The organism is Bacillus sp. FSL M8-0077 (genome assembly GCF_038050255.1).
GTDB lineage: Bacteria > Bacillota > Bacilli > Bacillales > Bacillaceae > Bacillus > Bacillus altitudinis.
The window spans coordinates 3,439,400-3,456,845 of sequence record NZ_JBBPAF010000001.1 but is presented as its reverse complement, the minus strand read 5'-3'; the positions used below and the strand labels follow the sequence as shown (position 1 = coordinate 3,456,845).

The following is a 17,446-nucleotide window of genomic DNA, read 5'->3' as shown; positions in this document are numbered from 1 at the left end:
AGCAGCTGCCTCCTTAAGCAGATTTCTTTCTGTCGAGTAGGACTGCAATCAAGATGACAATCCCTTTGACAACAGATTGATAGAATGATGAAACACCAAGTAAGTTCATACCATTGTTCAAGACACCGATGATGAGCACCCCGATGAGTGTGCCGACAATTCGTCCTCTTCCGCCGGACAGGCTTGTCCCGCCAAGTACAACGGCAGCAATTGCATCAAGTTCATACGACGTACCAGCTGTTGGCTGGGCTGAGTTGAGACGAGATGTTAAGATCGCACCTGCTAAAGCAGACATAAAGCCGGCTAATGAGTAAATCATGATTTTGACGCGTGGTACTTTAATGCCTGAGATGAGGGCTGCTTTTTCATTTCCGCCAATAGCATACGTTCTTCTGCCAAAAGGTGTTTTATGAAGCAAGACCCAAAGTACGATAAAGGTGAGAAGCATGGTGATCGCTGGAACAGGAATCCCTAAGAAATATCCACGGCCAAATAGCTGGAATGCATAGTTAGAGCCAAGCCCCGTAATAGGGTTTCCGTCTGTATAAACAAGCGTTAATCCTCTGAAAATCGTCATCGTCGCAAGTGTTGCGATAAAAGGAGCCATTTTTCCTTTTGTGATTAAAAGACCGTTGATCATTCCAAGGATGGCACCGATGATACATCCAACGATGATGGCAAGAATCGGGTCCAAACCAGATACAATAAAGCCGGCAGTCAGAGCACTAGACAGCGCTAGAATGGCACCGACAGACAAATCAATTCCTCCGGTTAAAATAACAAACGTCATGCCAAAGGCAATGAGGGCGTTAATGGAGATTTGTCTCAGTAAGTTTAAGATGTTTAACGGTTCTAAAAAAGCCGGGTTTAATATAGAAACAATGGCGATAAGGATGATGAGCCCTAAGAATGGCCCAAGCTTTTGCATGATGTGGTCAAATCGTCCATTTGAAGTAAGTGGTTTCATGTTACTTCCCTCCTGTAGCTAGTGTCATAATTCGTTCTTGTGTAGCTTCTGTTTTACTTAATTCTCCGCTGATGGTTCCTTCATGAATGACAAGCACTCGATCGCTCATCCCAAGAACTTCTGGGAGCTCAGAGGAGACCATCAAAATCGCCACGCCCCGATCTGTCAACTCGTTCATGAGCTGATAGATTTCTCGTTTCGCTCCGACGTCGACACCTCTTGTCGGCTCATCTAAAATCAGCACCTTTGGCTGAATGCCGATCCATTTGGCGATGACGACTTTTTGCTGATTTCCACCAGACAGGCTGCGTGCCGAAATGTCGGATGAAGCGGTTTTGATCGTGAGTCGTTTGATGAGCAAGTCAACAAAATCCTGTTCGTTTTTCTTATCAATCAGACCTTTTGGAGAGAAGCTGTCTAAGTTAGGTAAACCGATGTTTTCCCGAATGGATGCATCCAGCATCAGTCCTTCATCTTTGCGATCCTCCGTGATAAAACCGATGCCAAGCTTGACCGCATCACTTGGTTTTTTAATGACAGCCTTTTTTCCATGAACCCAGATTTCTCCTTGATCAAGGGGGTCGAGTCCAAAGAGCGACCGCATCATTTCCGTCCGGCCAGCGCCCATTAAGCCTGCAACACCGACAATTTCCCCGGCTTTGACGGAAAAACTGACATCTTGAAAGCGGCCTTTCCTTGTTGCTTGTTTCACCTCTAGGACGATATCTCCTGTAGAAGGTGTACGCTCAGGGTAACGATCGGTTAATTCTCGGCCGACCATTTTTTTGACGACTTCATGGAAATTCGTGTCTGGTATCGCTTTTGTATCGACTGTTTTACCATCACGCATGATGGTAATCCGGTCACAGATGGCGAAGATTTCTTCCATACGGTGAGAAATGTAGATGATAGACACGCCTTCTTTTTTGAGTGATTCGATGACCTGAAATAGCTTGTCAATCTCACGGTCTGTGAGAGCAGCTGTTGGTTCATCCATAATGATGATCTTTGCATCGGTCATTAACGCTTTCGCAATCTCAATCATCTGCTTTTGGCCGACAGAACAGCTTCCTGCCTCTTGATCGAGCGAGAGGTTGACAGACAATCGGTCGAGCTGCGCTTGAGCGAGGGCGTTCATTTTTTTAGTGTCTAGGAGACCAAGTTTTGTATAGATTTCTTTCCCGATAAATAAATTCTCCAGTACCGTCATATCAGGCCATATATTCAGCTCCTGATGAATGAAGGCAATCCCGTTCTGCTCGGCTTCTTTTGGATTTTTGAAAGCGGTTTCTTTTCCGTCGATTTGAATCGTTCCTTGATCCAGGGAATAGAGTCCTGTCAGCAGATTCATTAACGTTGATTTTCCTGCCCCGTTTTCACCCATAAGTGCATGGACTTCACCTGTGACAAGGTCAAAGGAGACCCCGGAGAGAACGGTGTTTTTTCCAAAGGCCTTATGGATGTTATGCATTTCAATGTTCATAAGTGGCTCCTCCTTTTAAAAGATGACACCGGCATGAAGAATGCAGTTTGCGTATGGGGTGGCTTCACCCGTGCGAATCACTGCTTTTGCCTGTTTGGTCATGTCTTTGAACGTCTCGTGATCGACTTCATCTAACGGATGTGAGAACGCTTTCTTTAGAAATAAATGATCTCTCTCATTGGCTTCTTTGATTTCACTGGCGATCGTGATGTGTTCAACGGCCATTTCCTCAAGAAGGAGGGAAGTAACCTCCTGAAAGGATGGTGTGCCGATGGATAATGCAAGGTCGATCTTGACCGGGCCTTCTGGAATGGGCAGGCCACAGTCTGCGATGACAATTGTATCTGTATGACCGAGGTCAGCAAGCACCTTGGCGATATGACTATTTAAAATACCATTTTTCTTCATTTCTTATTCTCCAATTCTTCTCTTGCTGGCATGCCGCCTTGGGCGCCAAATTTTGTGACTGAGATAGACGCGGCCAAATTGGCAAAGGCAAGTGCGTCGTAAAGTGATTTTCCTTCTGTTAGTGCTACAGCTAGAGCGCCGTTAAAAGTATCACCAGCCCCTGTTGTGTCGACGGCTTTCACAGGATAGCCCGGCACCAACACTTCTTTTGTTCCGTCAAAGTAACGAACACCACTTTTTCCTTCTGTAATAAGCAATTTGTTTGGATATTGTCGCAAAGCTTCTGCTATGGTGAGACCATCAAACATAAGAGCTGCTTCGTGCTCGTTTGGTGTAATATAAGTAGCTTGATCTAATATTTGCTGAGAGACTTTGCGAGCTGGTGCGGGATTTAAGATGACTGGAATCCCTTTTTCGCTGCAAAGGGCGCAGACGGCTTCGACGGTTTCTTCAGGAATTTCCTGCTGAATGAGGACGATTCCGATATCTTCAATAGAAGAAAGAGCATCTTTTACATAGTGAGGTGTCACCTCATTATTTGCTCCTTTGACGACAACAATGCTGTTATCTCCTTCAGCTAAAATGATATGAGCTGTTCCGCTTTCCATTTCGGTAACCGGTTTCATATAGGTGGTAAGAACACCTTGTGCTTGCAAATTGCTCATAATCTCCTGACCATACGCGTCATCCCCAACCCGGCCGATCATATATACATCTGCACCGAGCCTTGCGCTTGCCACTGCTTGATTTGCTCCTTTTCCCCCAGGAACCGTTTTAAATGATTCGCCTAGAACGGTTTCTCCGGCACTGGGACGTTTATTCGATGTAACAACTAAATCCATGGAACAACTTCCTACGACAACAATTTGACTCATTGTGAATCCACCTTTCTTGTGGTCTCTCGTTCAATAAAAGAGACGGGCATTTGAATAACTTCTTGATCTATTGGCTGTTTTTGAATGGCTTTTATGATCAGCTTTGCTGCTTCTTTCCCCATATCATAGGCAGGCTGCCTAATTGTTGATAGAGAAGGGAAGAGCAGTTCGCTTTGCGGAATATCATCAAATCCAATGATTTGGACGTCACCTGGAATGGTTTTTCCAATGCGAAGCGCTTCGTGTACGACGGCTGCTGCGACGATGTCATTACTGGCAATGATGCCATCTGTTTCAGGGTACAGCTTGAAAAGAGCCTTGGCGCTCTTTCGGGCTTCCTGAAAAGAAAAAGAAGCGTTAGACATCACATGGAAGTTGACACCTTCTTCAGTCAGAACATCAAGTGCGCCTTTGAATCTTTGCCGCGCCGTTTGAAGGTGAGCGGGCCCTTTTAGCAATGTGATCTGCTGGCTGCCGCGTTTGATTAATTCCATTGCAGCCATTTTCCCGCCTGACGTAGCATCTGCAAACACAGAAGGCGCATTTGGAACGGTACGATCTAAAAAGACAACAGGCATCTCATCATCATTGTACAAATCCGATTCAGGTTCGTTTGTGACAGCGATGACACCGACCACCTGGTTTTGCTTAAAGGTTTGTAAATAGGCCATCTCCTTCTCGCGATCTTCATCACTGTTTCCGAATAATAATCGAAAGCCGTGTGCATGAATCTCATCCTCAACGCCTCTAGCCAGCTGAGGGAAGAAGGGGTTTGTGATATCAGGTAAAATGAGACCAACTAATCTTGATTCTCTTTTAAAAAGGGATCGTGCCACTTCATTGGGGAAGTAGTTCAGCTCCTGCATCGCTTGTGTCACACGGGTTTTCGTATCAATATGGACGTATCCAGTATCGTTGAGCACGCGTGAAACAGTCGCAACAGACACTTGTGCAGCTTTTGCAACATCTTTAATTGTAGCCAATGGAGTGCCTCCCTTCTTTGGTGTGTAACCGTTTACACAAATAGATTATCACGAAAGCATTGAAAAGACAATCTTAAAAAAATAAAAAAAGAAAAGAAAGATGACTTCTTCCTTTTCTTAACTAATAATGCCTGTTTGTGTAATGTTTACTTTGATTTTTGGAATGATTTTCACTTTTGGATAATCGGTGACCCAATTCATTTTCATATACTCATCATAATGTCTGACCCGGTATTTTCTACCGAGGCTTAAGACGTCAGAATTTGCTTCTTGTAATGCAGCAACAATTTTTTCTGCTTCTTTTGTCAAGATGGTTGAAAGTCTTTTGTTCAGCATTTCAATTTTTTTGTCTGTATCTAGATTATCTTCTGGGTACTCAATGACAGAAGTATTAAATTCAAATTTGAGTGAGTATGTTAAGTTTCGATGATCAGGATTCAGAATCTCGATGTCTCTCTTCACATCAGTGACTTGGATGGTGATGTAATTGTTTTCTTTTGACTTCATGTCGCTTCTCACTTTTTTTGTAAAGTTGGCATACTTGCCCATTTTTCCGTCCATGACGGTGAGCAAGATCGCATCTTGACCGTACAACTCGCCTTTCTTTTTTTCATTATCAAATAGGGCAACACCTTTCACACTGATTAATTTCTTCGATTGATCGAAATGAATTAACGGCAGTGTGAAGTCCTCTCCAGTTTGGAGCATCTTAGATCGAATACTTTGGATGTTTTTAGGTGCTACTTGGGAGGAGCGTGATGCGGTTGTGATCAAGTTATTTAAATAGTCACTCACGATGAGCTTTTCCTTCAGCAGCGAGTTAATCACTTCTTCACAGGTCCCCCCTTGAACAACGGCAAGATTTGCAAGGAGAGGGCTTTTTGGATCACGATAAAACATATCTAAGTAGGGCAGAAGACGATTTTGGGCAAATTCATCACCGATCAGCATCACCCGCATTTTCGACATGTCTATTTTTTGATCCACAATCCGGCTGAAGTTGGTTCTTGCTTTTCTTAAAGTAGGGGCTTCAGTTGTGAGAAGAGTGGTTAAAAAGCTACCTGTATTTCCTTGTTCCATACTTTGAGACTGCTGCACCTTTCGATAAGTAATCGAGTATCTTGCATTTTCATCCTCTCCTTGATCAACAGCGGAGGTTAACACAAGAGAGATGTTCTTTAATAAATTTTGATCCCAGCAGCCAGGCATGAATATGAGAGAAACACACATGAGCAACGTCAGTATGTACTTATGACGCATGTGATTTCACCTTCCCTTTACGATGTTTGAAAAAGATGATAATGGCCATAAAGATTGGGAGTGTGTAAATAAATGAATATTGGGCGATGGTGGTAAAGTCATTAAAGCGCTGTATTCTAAAATTATCGGTTGCAAGATAACAGCTAGCCGCATAGATCAAAATGGCAAAATATAAGACATATTTTTTGTGTTCTTTTTTCTTAAGAATACTTGCCACGCCATTCGCACAAAAGTAAAGGTAATTGCTGAGTGTGGCAAGAATGTTAAATACCCAGAAACTGAGAAAAATCAAATCTGTCCGTTCAATTACACCGAACGAAATGGTTTTTAACAGATAAAGAACAGGATTGGGAATGATTTTAAGCTCAATCGGGCTAAAGAACATAAAACAAATCAATGTAATAAATAGGTAGTAAAGTGTCGTGCAAATATTTGAAATGGTCATCACTTTGTATCGTTCTTTAATACTTCCTTTCATAAACGGCGAGATAATGAGGATCATCTCGAACCCATTCATAGATAGAACGACGTCCTTTAATCCGAGTGAAAATTGAGAAATGTCCACTTGGAAAAAAGGCATGAGGTAGTCGATATTGGTTCCTTTTAATGAATAGAGCATTAAGAGAGACAGCATGAGCAAAAAGGGCGTCAAAATGAAGTTAAATCGAATAATGGCCGTAATTTGCTCCTTTGCAATGTAAATAATGGAGATCATCAGTAATAGATTAATGACCCAATTTGGTGTGAGCGGCAGTACCCAAATGCCAAGAATTCTTGTGAAAATGGATAAGACAACAATACAGACGGAGGCGAAGTATAACGTATAAAGTGCCACCAATGACCGTCCGATCCATTTTCCGAACACCTCGATTAAAGCTTGGAAAAATGATGTATCAGGATACTTTTGAATGATGTAAATAAAAATGGTGTTAATGATTTGGATGAAAACACAGGCTAAGATAATCGCCATCCACCCATCGTGTCCCATGTCTTTCATCAGCAAATGGGGAAGAGCTAAAATACCGACACCAATTTGAGATTGAATGATAAAAAAGACAGCTTGAGGTGGAGATATTTTATTTTTCATCTTTATTTTTCCATCCTCTCAAATTTTCAATTTGCTCTTTCTTTTTTGGATTTAAGTAAACAGGGCGCTTTTTGTACATCCACATCGGTAATCGAATCACAGTGTCTTTTAAGTCCTGCCAGTTAAATGGAGCCACTGGAGATAAGTACGGGACACCTAGTGATTCAAGGCGGCATAAATTCATCAGTACGATCGACAGGCCGAATGAAATGCCAATAAACCCAAACATCGATGCCATAAACATGAGGGGAAAACGCAGCATACGAATGGTTGATGTCATTTCAAAGGATGGGAGGACAAAGGATGCAACAGCTGTCACGGCAACGACAATGACAAGAACATTCGAAATGAGTCCAGCTTTTACAACAGCGTCTCCAATCACCAAACCGCCCACAATCCCAATCGTCTGACCAATGGGCTTTGGCAGTCGCACCCCTGCCTCTCGTATAAGCTCAATCGTAATCTCCATCAGCATTGCTTCAATTAACGGCGGAAAAGGGATGCCGATGATGGAATTTTTCATCGTAAGCGCTAATTCATCCGGGACCACCTCATAATGAAACCCAATGACCGCAATATAAAAAGAAGGCAAAATCACTGCGATGATACAGGCAACATAGCGAAGAATACGAATAAATGTAGCCGGAATCCAGCGGCTATTATAGTCATCTGGTGATTGAAAGAAGCTAAAGAACGTAATAGGCAGAATAATAGCCATTGGGCTGCCATCCATTAAGACGACAATTCTTCCTTCAAGAATAGCGGATCTCACTTTGTCAGGTCGTTCTGTGTCAATAAGCTGCGGGAAGATGGAATACGAATCATCCTCAATCGCCTCTACAATAGAACCAGGGCTGAGCAGTGTGTCTACTTTAATAGAAGAAATTCGTTTGTTGACCTCATCTATCTTTTCTTGGTTGGCAATATCAGATATGTAAACTGTCGCAACCTTTGTTTCAGATTTTGTACCGACCTTATGATACTGGATTGCAAGTTTTCGATCATTTAAGTGTGAACGAAGCAAATATAAATTGGTATCTAAACTCTCAACAAACCCATCATGTGCGCCTGCGATAATACTTTCAGAAGAAGGCTCAGAAATGGAACGCAGAGGCGGCTGCCCAACAGCAAATATTTTGATCTGTGCGGATTTTTCATCAAGGAAGGCAATACTTCCGGCAATAATGCTGTCGACAATCAACGTCAAGTCACCTGTTTCGAGTGTACTAAGAGATTTTGCATAGTCCTGCTTTCCAGGAGGGCCAAGCAAGTTGCCAATAATGAAGTTGTTTAATTTACTTTCATCCACTCTTGTTTTAATAAAAAACAGCACTGATTTCGTTTCATTCACCATTAATTCCCGGTATTCAAAATCAGCGCTTTGCTGAAATGCTTTTTTCAGAATCCGAATCTTTTCCTCAAAACCGCCTGATAAAAAGTGTAAGCGTGTTTGCTCATTCGTATTTGGCATCTTTAGCCTCCTCTCACAGATTTTTTAACCATAGTGTAAGCCGAGAAGATGATTTTATGCGTCATCTTTGGGGAAAGCATGACACGCACCGACAACTTTCAACTAAAATCACATTAAAAATGTTAAGAAATGATGAATCTTGATAAAAAGAAATGAATAATGTTTCATTGTTTAGGTCATAAGGAGCGAATATCGTAAAGAGAGTCTATAACAAAATGATTAATATTTGCCATCTTATCCCAATTTTTTGTGACCTGAAAATAAGCAGATGACTTGATTTTTTGAGAGGTGACCTTTGTCATGGGTCAACACATAGCGTTCTGACCAATGAGGATGACTTTCTAACCTGTTCATTTAAAAATATAAAATATTCTAAAACACGCACTATTCATTTAAAGCACTGATATGACTGATTTCTTAGAGATGAAAGGGTTTTAAAACATTGATTCAAAATACATCTTAATAATTGTCGAAAAATTTAGGGAGAAAAGGACAAAAGATTTTTCACTGTTCGATGGTAACGCTTTCTCTTGTTTGAAGCAGAAATTCAGTCGTCATTTTGTCCGTCTTTTGGCCTTTTCATTTGAACGTGAGATAGGCAAATACACCTTCTGATTAGAGGAATTTGGCATACGAGGAAGTGAAAGATTATGTTACATAATACCGATTGTGATTTTATGCTGAACCTATATACTGTTGATTGAATTTACATATCACACTCATAAAAAAAGGAGATGTAGATAAGCGATGTGGTTAATCGTTATAGCCTGTGTCATCATGTTAGGGATTGGCTTTATTGAAAAGAAGCGTCATCAGAAAAATATCGATGCCCTGCCGGTACGCGTCAATATTAATGGTATACGCGGAAAGTCTACCGTTACAAGATTGACAACCGGTATCTTAATGGAGGCAGGTTATAAAACTGTCGGCAAAACAACAGGAACGGATGCAAGAATGATTTATTGGGATACGCCAGAAGAGAAACCGATTAAAAGGAAACCGCAAGGACCAAATATCGGAGAGCAGAAAGAAGTTATGAGAGAAACCGTTGAAAGAGGAGCAAATGCCATCGTCAGTGAATGTATGGCGGTGAATCCAGATTACCAAATTATCTTTCAGGAAGAGCTGCTTCAAGCGAATATTGGCGTGATTGTAAACGTTCTTGAAGATCATATGGATGTGATGGGGCCAACTCTTGATGAAATAGCTGAAGCCTTTACAGCGACAATTCCTTACAATGGGCACTTGGTTATTACGGATAGTGAATATACAGATTTCTTTAAAGAGATTGCGAAAAAACGCAATACTGAAGTGATTGTTGCAGATAATTCCAAGATTACCGATGAGTATTTACGGAAATTTGAGTACATGGTGTTCCCAGATAATGCTTCACTTGCACTTGGTGTCGCTCAAGCATTGGGGATTGATGAAGATACAGCATTTAAAGGCATGTTAAATGCGCCGCCTGATCCAGGAGCGATGAGAATTCTTCCATTAATGGACGCAAAAACACCTGGACATTTTGTAAATGGATTTGCGGCTAATGACGCAGCATCTACATTGAACATTTGGAAGCGTGTGAAGGAAATTGGATATCCAACAGATGAACCAATTATTATCATGAACTGTCGTGCGGATCGCGTAGATAGAACGATCCAGTTTGCGGAAGATGTACTTCCTTATATTGAAGCAAGTGATCTTGTCTTAATTGGTGAAACGACAGATCCAATTGTGAAGGCATTTGAGGATGGAAAAATTCCGGCTGACCACTTACACAACCTTGAATATCAATCTACAGAACAAATTATGAACATGCTTGAGAAAAAGCTTCATAATCGAGTGGTTTATGGAGTCGGCAATATTCACGGCGCCGCTGAACCTTTAATCGAAAAAATTCAAGAATACAAAATTAAGCAGCTTGTCAGCTAGGAGGAAATATAGAAAATGTTCGGATCAGATCTTTATATCTCGTTAATTTTAGGTGTTCTACTCAGTTTAATCTTTGCAGAAAAAACAGGAATCGTACCAGCTGGATTGGTTGTTCCGGGTTATCTGGCGCTCGTTTTTAACCAGCCGGTTTTCATTTTAGTCGTGTTATCTGTCAGCTTGCTGACATATGTGATCGTTCGCTTTGGTCTATCGAAATTTATGATTTTGTACGGACGCAGAAAGTTTGCGGCAATGCTGATTACAGGGATTGCCTTAAAGCTCATATTTGATTTCTTCTATCCAGTGGTTCCGTTTGAAATAGCAGAATTCCGCGGAATCGGAATCATCGTGCCTGGATTGATTGCGAATACGATTCAAAAGCAAGGTCTTACGATTACCCTTGGAAGCACATTACTTCTAAGTGGTGCAACATTTGCCATCATGTATGTTTACTATCTATTTTAAGATAAGGTGTGTCCAATGATGAATAAAAAATTGAGCTTTCAGGAAAAGCTGCTGAAAATCACAAAGAACCAAAAGAAAAAGACGAATAAACACGTACTGATTGCTTTACCGATTGTCATTGCTTGTACATTTCTATTTACATTTATCGGGAAAGCACAAGTGCCAACTGTAGAAAAGAATCCAGAAAACATCCTGACCGCTTCGTTTGTCGGAGATATTATGTTTGGAAGAAATGTAGAGAAAGTAACAGACCGCTATGGAAAGCAGCATCTGTTCCGCTATGCGAAGCCATATTTTGATGTATCAGATTATGTAACAGGAAATTTTGAGCATCCAGTGGCTTCAGATAAGGAACAAGCAGCACAAAAGAATATTCATTTGAAAACAGATGAAGATTCTGTAAAAGCGTTAAAGGATTTGAATTTCTCTGTACTAAACTTTGCGAATAACCATGCGGCAGACTACGGTGAAAAAGGCTTAAATAACACGATTGATGCCTTTGACAAAGCTGACATGGATTATACAGGGGCAGGGCGCAACGTCAAAGAGGCGAAGCAGAATATTTCGTACAAAGAAGTGAATGGCGTTAAAATCGCTACCCTTGGTTTTACAGATGTATATGGAAAAGGTTTTAAAGCAACAAATCGCAAGGCAGGTATTCTGCCAGCTGATCCATCTATCTTTATTCCGATGATTTCACAAGCTGCTGAAAAGGCAGATATCGTTGTTGTTCATGCGCACTGGGGACAGGAATATAACAATGAAGTAAACGATAGACAAAGAGAGCTGGCAAGAGCGATGTCAAAGGCTGGTGCTGATATCATTATCGGTGCACACCCGCACGTTCTTGAGCCGATGGAAGTCTATAACGGAACAGCGATCTTCTATAGCCTGGGGAACTTTATTTTTGACCAAGGCTGGTCAAGAACACGTGATTCTGCCATTGTTCAGTATCATCTGAATGAAGATGGAAAAGCGACATTTGAAGTGGTTCCAATGTACATCAAAGAAGCGACACCTGCTCCAGTCAAAGCAGGATCTCTTGAATCAAAATCGATTATCCGTATGCTGACAAATGGCACGAATGCGGATTGGAAAGAAAAAGACGGACATATTTTCTTTGAAGTCGATCATTCTGATAAAGTTCAAGCATTAAAAGAAAACGAGGGGAAGGATAAAAAATGAAATTCCTTAAAGCAAGCTGGCCGTTTGTTGCGTTAATTTTAGTCTTTGTCTTTATGTCTGCTTTTAAATTTAGTGACAGCCTCACAGATCATGAGAAACAAAAGATCTCGGTTGAAATGCAGAAAATTGAACAGCAAAAGCAATCAAAAGCGGAAGCAAGTAAATAAAGAAATGATGATGAAAAGAGTACGCGAGGCGTGCTCTTTTTTGTCGGAAAAAAGTGTAAAATGAAAGGGATCATGTCGAAACTATAAAAGAAAGGAGGAAGAGAGGATGAAATGGAAAGGAATACTGCTTGGAGGATGTGCCATTGCAGGACTCATGTTTATGTCCCAAACAGAGGTGTCTGCTCAAACAACAACTCCTTTAGAACAAGCGGAAACGCTGATAGGCACCCCTTATCATAAAGGAGGAATCAATCCGAAAACGGGCTTTGATGCTTCTGGCTTTATACAATATATATACAAAACAACAGGTGCATTTGATTTGCCGCGAAAGGTGATGGATCAATACCAACTCGGTGAAAAAATATCATGGGAAAAAGCGAAGCCCGGAGACCTTGTCTATTTTCGCAGTCTTGAAGAAACAAAGGACATCCCGACACATGTTGCTTTGTACGCTGGAAATGATCAGGTGATCCATATCACACTCAGTCAAGGAGTGGTGAAAACAGATGTCAGCAAAAGTAAATATTGGACTGATCGGTTCTATGCGGTCAAACGGCTGCCCGCTTCTCAAGAGATATCGGATGATCAACTGGTGAAAGATGCGATGAAATATTTAGGAATCCCTTATGTATTCGGGGCGGCAGATCCAAAAGTAGGCTTCGATTGTTCAGGCTTTTTACAATATTTATTTGAAAAATCACTTGGGATTTATTTGCCAAGAAGTGCTGAGCAGCAATGGATGGTTGGAGAGAAAGTAGCACGAGACGATATTCGCCCTGGAGACTTTGTTTTTTTTAGCAATACGTATAAAAAAGGAATTTCACATGTAGGCATGTACATCGGAGGAGACCGCTTTATTCATGCGAGCCGTTCGGAAAGTGTGACGATTTCTTATCTGTCTGAATCGTATTGGCGTGAGAAATGGACAGGTGCGAAACGATTAACTGAGCTGAAACTAGCGAAAGAAGACCCAGTCGTATCAAAAGCCGCTACGTATATTGGAGAAGTACCTTATGTAAAAGGTGGCGCGAGCCCAAAGCAAGGCTTTGATACAGCAGGATTCACGCAGTATATCTATCAAGCAGTGCTTGGAATGGAGATGCCTCGCTATGCGCCGGGTCAAGTTAAAGCAGGTACACCTGTGAAACGATCGGAACTAAAGCCGGGAGATCTTGTCTTTTTTAAAGGGACTTCGTTGCTGCCAGCCATTTATGCTGGTTCAAATCAAGTCATTCATGTGACGGTTTCAAATGGCGTTGTCATTACCAATATGAAAACAAGTACGTATTGGAAGGATAAATATGAGACGGCTGTTAGAATCAAAAAATAAAGAAAAAGCCCGATCAATGCTCGGATCGGACTTCTCGACTTCTCACTAGGCGCTGATCAGACAAGCGTCTTTTTTTCTTGAAATTGATTCTGCAGCAGCAGATCAATAAAATAGGCGACGCCATCCTCATGGTTGCCTTTTGTGATATAGGTGCTTTTTTCTTTAATGATATCCACCGCATTCCCCATCGCTATCCTGTGTCCTGTTTCATCGAACATGGATAGATCATTAGGGCTGTCACCAATCGCATATATATTGGACCGGTCTACGCCATAATGGGCTGCAAGTTTCTTGAGGGCATGTCCTTTGCCTGACTCTTTTGGCAATACCTCAATGATATGTTCTCCAGATGAGGTCAGTGAGAGCTCAGGCATCTCAGAAAGAAGTTCTCGTGCTTCTTGCAACTTATTCATATCAAATGAGAAGCATAGTAATTTATAAGTTGGTTCATTCGACTCAAAAATTTGACGGATGTCATCGACAGGTTTGATGCCAAACTGTTTAAATTGAGTCATCGCCCCTTCCCATAAATCAGCTACATCCTCGTTAGGATTGGCGCTTTTGATCACATCAAATTCAGCTTTGAGCTTTTCTTTTCCATCAAATGGGGAAAGGAGGGCATCGTCTGTATAGACCTCGAAATAAATGTTCCGTTCCACCAATTCCTTTGCAGCACGTCTTCCAGCTTCTTGATCAAGGGTGATTCTGCTGAAGAGCTTGTACCCTTCTGTATGGACAGTTCCTCCGTTTGCCGCAATAATGGGAATGTCCAAATCCCCAAGAAGCTCTTTTACATCAAAAGTCGCGCGCCCTGTACAAATGGTCACAATATATCCAGCTTCCTTCGCACGAATCAATGCCTGCCGGTTTTGAACGGATATTTCACTTTTCGTATTTAAGAGTGTACCGTCTAAATCAATCGCAATCATTTTTTTCATTGCTGTTACATCCTCCTTCATTCATGCAATAGCCTCTTCAAAGTATGTACGATTTCCTTCATTCTCATGAAAGAGTCGGATCGTGGATTCCTCTCTTTAAGGCTAAACAAAAATGGTCAAATGATCAAGGACATGAGAAAAAGCGCCCAAAAGGACGCTTTCTGTTTTTATGATAATTCAAGCTGTTTCTTCAATTCCGTTTTGACTTCGTTCAGTTGGTTTTGATCCAATTGGTAATAATAAACGCCATTTGGCTGGTAATCAGATCCTTTTAGTTGAATCGTATCAACAGATTTTAATGAAGTGAGTAGTGGGAAAAGACCGACTAGTTCTTTCATTGACAGGTTAGTTGAGACGTTATCACCTAGAGTATCTATGATATTGTCATAAGACGGAATGGACGTTACTGATTTTGATTTATCAAAAATGGCTTTTAAAACTTCCATTTGACGCTGTCCGCGCATGAGATCACTGTCTGCTTTTCTTGTTCTCACATAAGCGAGAGCTTGATCACCATCTAGTGTGTGAGTACCCGTTTGCAGCTGAACTTTGCCCTTTGTATCTTTAAGAATCTGTTTCACAACATATTCATCTTTAATGTTAACGGAAACACCGTTTAATTCGTTCACAATTTCCTTAAATGCTTTGAAATTACTTTCAATCACAAAGTCGACAGGAATATCTAGTAAATTTTCAACTGTACTCACCGTGAGGTCTGCATCACCAAATGCGTGTGCATGTGTGATTTTGTCATAACCATGACCTGGAATATTAACATATGAGTCCCTTGGAATACTTAATAATTTCACGGTTTTATTCGTACGATTCACTGTCGCCAAGACCATTGCATCGCTTCGTGCTTGTTTGACTGTTTCGCCGGGTCTGCTGTCAATGCCAAGCAGCAAGACAGAAAAGCTGTCTTTCCCAGGATCAAATGCTTCAATCCGTTTGACAGATTGTGCACCGCGGTCTAGAGAGACTTGTGCTTTTTTCGCAGCCGAAGTCACTTTATAGTAGGCATAGCCGGTGACAGAAGCGGTTGTCAGTAAAAGAATACCAAATATAAAAAGAGTGACTTTCACCCATGGTTTTAAACGCTTTTTGCCTTTGCGTTTACTTCTTGTTTGATCCATATATTTTAAACCCTCGCTATGATTTTATAGTAAAGATGTCCTTCTTTATGCTTACAAACTAAAACAAATATACCTTAAAACGGGATATAGTGCGACATTATTTTCACTAACGCTTAATTGACGTTTCCTTATCTAAAAAAGTTTCAATGATACGCAAATGAAATATATTTGTCATAAAACATCGAAATGTTTGAAATGACAGGAAGTGAGGAAAAGGATTTTTCATAGAGAAACATCCAGTCATTACATAGATAAAAGAGGGGTTATGATCATGAAAAATCGGAATAGGTGGCTTTATTTCTTCGGCGCACTTGGCGGCGCCTTATATGGTTACGATACAGGTGTCATTTCTGGCGCTATCTTATTTATGAAAGAGGATTTAGGTTTAAATGCATTTACAGAGGGACTTGTGGTCAGCTCGATTTTAATCGGGGCGATGTTCGGGGCTTCTCTTTCTGGAAAACTGACAGATCAATTCGGACGGAAGAAAGCGATTATCGCCGCGGCCATTTTATTTATTATCGGCGGATGTGGAACAGCCCTTGCACCGAATCCGGAGGTCATGGTCTTATTCCGAATCGTGCTAGGACTTGCTGTCGGATGCTCGACGACGATTGTTCCATTATATTTATCTGAACTTGCGCCAAAGGAATCAAGAGGGGCACTTTCCTCATTAAACCAACTCATGATCACATTTGGTATTCTTCTTGCCTATATGGTGAACTACGTTTTAGCGGATGCAGAGGCATGGCGTCTGATGCTTGGAATTGCCGTTGTTCCTTCTGTTCTTTTGTTATGTGGTATTTTGTTTATGCCAGAAAGTCCTCGCTGGCTGTTTGTCCAAGGACAGGCGGAACGGGCGAAAGAAATATTGTCAAAACTTAGACAAAGTAAGCAAGAAGTTGAAGACGAGATTGCGGATATTCAAAAAGCAGAAAGTGAAGAAAAGGGCGGTCTTAAAGAATTATTTGAACCGTGGGTGCACCCAGCTTTAGTTGCTGGTGTCGGTTTAGCCTTTTTACAGCAGTTTATTGGGACAAATACGATCATTTATTATGCACCAAAAACATTCACAAGTGTCGGCTTTGGCGATTCAGCAGCGATTTTAGGAACTGTAGGAATTGGTGCAGTCAATGTTGTTATGACGTTTGTAGCGATTAAAATCATTGATCGTGTCGGGCGGAAAGCGTTACTCCTATTTGGAAATGTCGGGATGGTTCTAAGTTTGATTGTTCTAGCAGTGGTCAACCGTTTTTTCGAGGGGTCAACAGCTGCAGGGTGGACGACGATTATATGTTTAGGACTTTTTATCGTCATTTTTGCTGTCAGCTGGGGCCCGGTCGTATGGGTGATGCTGCCGGAGCTGTTCCCAGTACATGTCCGGGGAATTGGTACGGGGGTATCGACCTTCCTGCTGCATACAGGGAATTTGATCATCTCGCTCACATTCCCAACCTTGTTAAGTGCAATTGGCATCAGTAACCTTTTCCTTATTTATGCGGCCATCGGCATAGGTGCCTTCTTATTTGTGAAATATTTAGTCACAGAAACGAAAGGGAAAAGTCTTGAAGAGATTGAAGAAGATTTAAAAAAGAGAAACCGTGCCGTCGTCAATGATGAAGGGGAAATGGTATGAAAAAAGACCAGCTGCCTCATGCAGCTGGTCTTCCTTTGTTAAACAAACGTTTAATCAAGAAAGGACAATCACTCATCTTCTGAACGTGCTGCCTATGACATACATATGGAACAGGCGGGCGAAAGGTGG

At 41.4% G+C, this 17,446-nt stretch carries 16 protein-coding genes; 6 read left to right on the top strand and 10 right to left on the bottom strand.

The window, feature by feature from the left end; translation table 11 throughout:
- Positions 1-13: 13 nt before the first annotated feature.
- The 8 genes from rbsC to NST57_RS17855 all read right to left on the bottom strand — a co-directional run bounded on the left by rbsC (position 14) and on the right by NST57_RS17855 (position 8,534).
- On the bottom strand, positions 14-967 hold the full coding sequence (rbsC, locus tag NST57_RS17890) for a ribose ABC transporter permease RbsC (protein WP_341298998.1): 954 nt from the start codon (positions 965-967) through the stop codon (positions 14-16).
- A 1-nt stretch (position 968) separates the two neighbouring features.
- The gene (locus NST57_RS17885; RefSeq protein ID WP_341298997.1) at positions 969-2,450 is read right to left on the bottom strand and encodes a sugar ABC transporter ATP-binding protein; all 1,482 of its coding nucleotides are present in this window, start codon (positions 2,448-2,450) and stop codon (positions 969-971) included.
- 15 nt (positions 2,451-2,465) lie between these two features.
- Positions 2,466-2,858, bottom strand: coding sequence for a D-ribose pyranase (rbsD, locus tag NST57_RS17880; protein WP_017360008.1), 393 nt, complete (start codon positions 2,856-2,858; stop codon positions 2,466-2,468).
- Positions 2,855-3,733, bottom strand: a complete 879-nt coding sequence (gene rbsK, locus NST57_RS17875; protein WP_341298996.1) for a ribokinase — start codon at positions 3,731-3,733, stop codon at positions 2,855-2,857. The genes rbsD and rbsK overlap by 4 nt, the downstream gene beginning before the upstream one ends.
- Positions 3,730-4,716, bottom strand: a complete 987-nt coding sequence (locus NST57_RS17870; protein ID WP_142152906.1) for a substrate-binding domain-containing protein — start codon at positions 4,714-4,716, stop codon at positions 3,730-3,732. Before NST57_RS17870 ends, rbsK begins: the two co-directional genes overlap by 4 nt.
- Positions 4,717-4,833: 117 nt before the next feature.
- Entirely contained in the window at positions 4,834-5,976 is a 1,143-nt protein-coding gene (locus NST57_RS17865; RefSeq protein WP_142152904.1) for a Ger(x)C family spore germination protein, read from the bottom strand.
- Positions 5,966-7,063, bottom strand: a complete 1,098-nt coding sequence (locus tag NST57_RS17860) for a GerAB/ArcD/ProY family transporter (RefSeq protein WP_142152902.1) — start codon at positions 7,061-7,063, stop codon at positions 5,966-5,968. Before NST57_RS17860 ends, NST57_RS17865 begins: the two co-directional genes overlap by 11 nt.
- The gene (locus NST57_RS17855) at positions 7,053-8,534 is read right to left on the bottom strand and encodes a spore germination protein (protein ID WP_142152900.1); all 1,482 of its coding nucleotides are present in this window, start codon (positions 8,532-8,534) and stop codon (positions 7,053-7,055) included. Before NST57_RS17855 ends, NST57_RS17860 begins: the two co-directional genes overlap by 11 nt.
- A 747-nt stretch (positions 8,535-9,281) precedes the next feature.
- On the opposite strand from NST57_RS17855, the gene pgsB reads away from it, so the two are divergent.
- The 5 genes from pgsB (at position 9,282) to NST57_RS17830 (ending at position 13,610) form a co-directional block, all read left to right on the top strand.
- Positions 9,282-10,463 carry a poly-gamma-glutamate synthase PgsB gene (pgsB, locus tag NST57_RS17850; RefSeq protein ID WP_142152898.1) on the top strand — a complete coding sequence of 394 codons (1,182 nt, stop codon included), beginning with the start codon at positions 9,282-9,284 and terminating at the stop codon, positions 10,461-10,463.
- A 15-nt stretch (positions 10,464-10,478) separates the two neighbouring features.
- Positions 10,479-10,928, top strand: coding sequence for a poly-gamma-glutamate biosynthesis protein PgsC (pgsC, locus tag NST57_RS17845; RefSeq protein ID WP_007497520.1), 450 nt, complete (start codon positions 10,479-10,481; stop codon positions 10,926-10,928).
- Positions 10,929-10,946: 18 nt separating this feature from the next.
- Positions 10,947-12,113, top strand: a complete 1,167-nt coding sequence (locus NST57_RS17840; protein ID WP_142152896.1) for a CapA family protein — start codon at positions 10,947-10,949, stop codon at positions 12,111-12,113.
- On the top strand, positions 12,110-12,280 hold the full coding sequence (locus NST57_RS17835; RefSeq protein ID WP_008343253.1) for a hypothetical protein: 171 nt from the start codon (positions 12,110-12,112) through the stop codon (positions 12,278-12,280). The genes NST57_RS17840 and NST57_RS17835 overlap by 4 nt, the downstream gene beginning before the upstream one ends.
- A gap of 106 nt (positions 12,281-12,386) precedes the next feature.
- On the top strand, positions 12,387-13,610 hold the full coding sequence (locus tag NST57_RS17830) for a C40 family peptidase (RefSeq protein WP_341298995.1): 1,224 nt from the start codon (positions 12,387-12,389) through the stop codon (positions 13,608-13,610).
- 56 nt (positions 13,611-13,666) lie between these two features.
- Here the strand turns inward: NST57_RS17830 and NST57_RS17825 are convergent, their stop codons facing one another.
- Together NST57_RS17825 and NST57_RS17820 are read right to left on the bottom strand one after the other, a co-directional pair.
- Positions 13,667-14,548, bottom strand: coding sequence for a Cof-type HAD-IIB family hydrolase (locus NST57_RS17825; RefSeq protein WP_200831195.1), 882 nt, complete (start codon positions 14,546-14,548; stop codon positions 13,667-13,669).
- 167 nt (positions 14,549-14,715) lie between these two features.
- Complete coding sequence (locus NST57_RS17820; protein WP_008343248.1) at positions 14,716-15,681, bottom strand: LCP family protein; 966 nt, start codon at positions 15,679-15,681, stop codon at positions 14,716-14,718.
- Positions 15,682-15,952: 271 nt separating this feature from the next.
- On the opposite strand from NST57_RS17820, the gene NST57_RS17815 reads away from it, so the two are divergent.
- Positions 15,953-17,317: a sugar porter family MFS transporter gene (locus tag NST57_RS17815; protein ID WP_341298994.1), complete on the top strand. Its 1,365-nt coding sequence runs from the start codon at positions 15,953-15,955 to the stop codon at positions 17,315-17,317.
- The last annotated feature ends 129 nt before the right edge of the window (positions 17,318-17,446 follow it).

What these genes read in the sequence shown, in the direction of transcription:
- rbsC (WP_341298998.1), bottom strand. Translation starts at nt 967, where the DNA reads ATGAAACCACTTACTTCAAATGGACGATTTGACCACATCATGCAAAAG.
- NST57_RS17885 (WP_341298997.1), bottom strand. Translation starts at nt 2,450, where the DNA reads ATGAACATTGAAATGCATAACATCCATAAGGCCTTTGGAAAAAACACC.
- rbsD (WP_017360008.1), bottom strand. Translation starts at nt 2,858, where the DNA reads ATGAAGAAAAATGGTATTTTAAATAGTCATATCGCCAAGGTGCTTGCT.
- rbsK (WP_341298996.1), bottom strand. Translation starts at nt 3,733, where the DNA reads ATGAGTCAAATTGTTGTCGTAGGAAGTTGTTCCATGGATTTAGTTGTT.
- NST57_RS17865 (WP_142152904.1), bottom strand. Translation starts at nt 5,976, where the DNA reads ATGCGTCATAAGTACATACTGACGTTGCTCATGTGTGTTTCTCTCATA.
- NST57_RS17860 (WP_142152902.1), bottom strand. Translation starts at nt 7,063, where the DNA reads ATGAAAAATAAAATATCTCCACCTCAAGCTGTCTTTTTTATCATTCAA.
- NST57_RS17855 (WP_142152900.1), bottom strand. Translation starts at nt 8,534, where the DNA reads ATGCCAAATACGAATGAGCAAACACGCTTACACTTTTTATCAGGCGGT.
- pgsB (WP_142152898.1), top strand. Translation starts at nt 9,282, where the DNA reads ATGTGGTTAATCGTTATAGCCTGTGTCATCATGTTAGGGATTGGCTTT.
- pgsC (WP_007497520.1), top strand. Translation starts at nt 10,479, where the DNA reads ATGTTCGGATCAGATCTTTATATCTCGTTAATTTTAGGTGTTCTACTC.
- NST57_RS17840 (WP_142152896.1), top strand. Translation starts at nt 10,947, where the DNA reads ATGAATAAAAAATTGAGCTTTCAGGAAAAGCTGCTGAAAATCACAAAG.
- NST57_RS17835 (WP_008343253.1), top strand. Translation starts at nt 12,110, where the DNA reads ATGAAATTCCTTAAAGCAAGCTGGCCGTTTGTTGCGTTAATTTTAGTC.
- NST57_RS17830 (WP_341298995.1), top strand. Translation starts at nt 12,387, where the DNA reads ATGAAATGGAAAGGAATACTGCTTGGAGGATGTGCCATTGCAGGACTC.
- NST57_RS17825 (WP_200831195.1), bottom strand. Translation starts at nt 14,548, where the DNA reads ATGAAAAAAATGATTGCGATTGATTTAGACGGTACACTCTTAAATACG.
- NST57_RS17820 (WP_008343248.1), bottom strand. Translation starts at nt 15,681, where the DNA reads ATGGATCAAACAAGAAGTAAACGCAAAGGCAAAAAGCGTTTAAAACCA.
- NST57_RS17815 (WP_341298994.1), top strand. Translation starts at nt 15,953, where the DNA reads ATGAAAAATCGGAATAGGTGGCTTTATTTCTTCGGCGCACTTGGCGGC.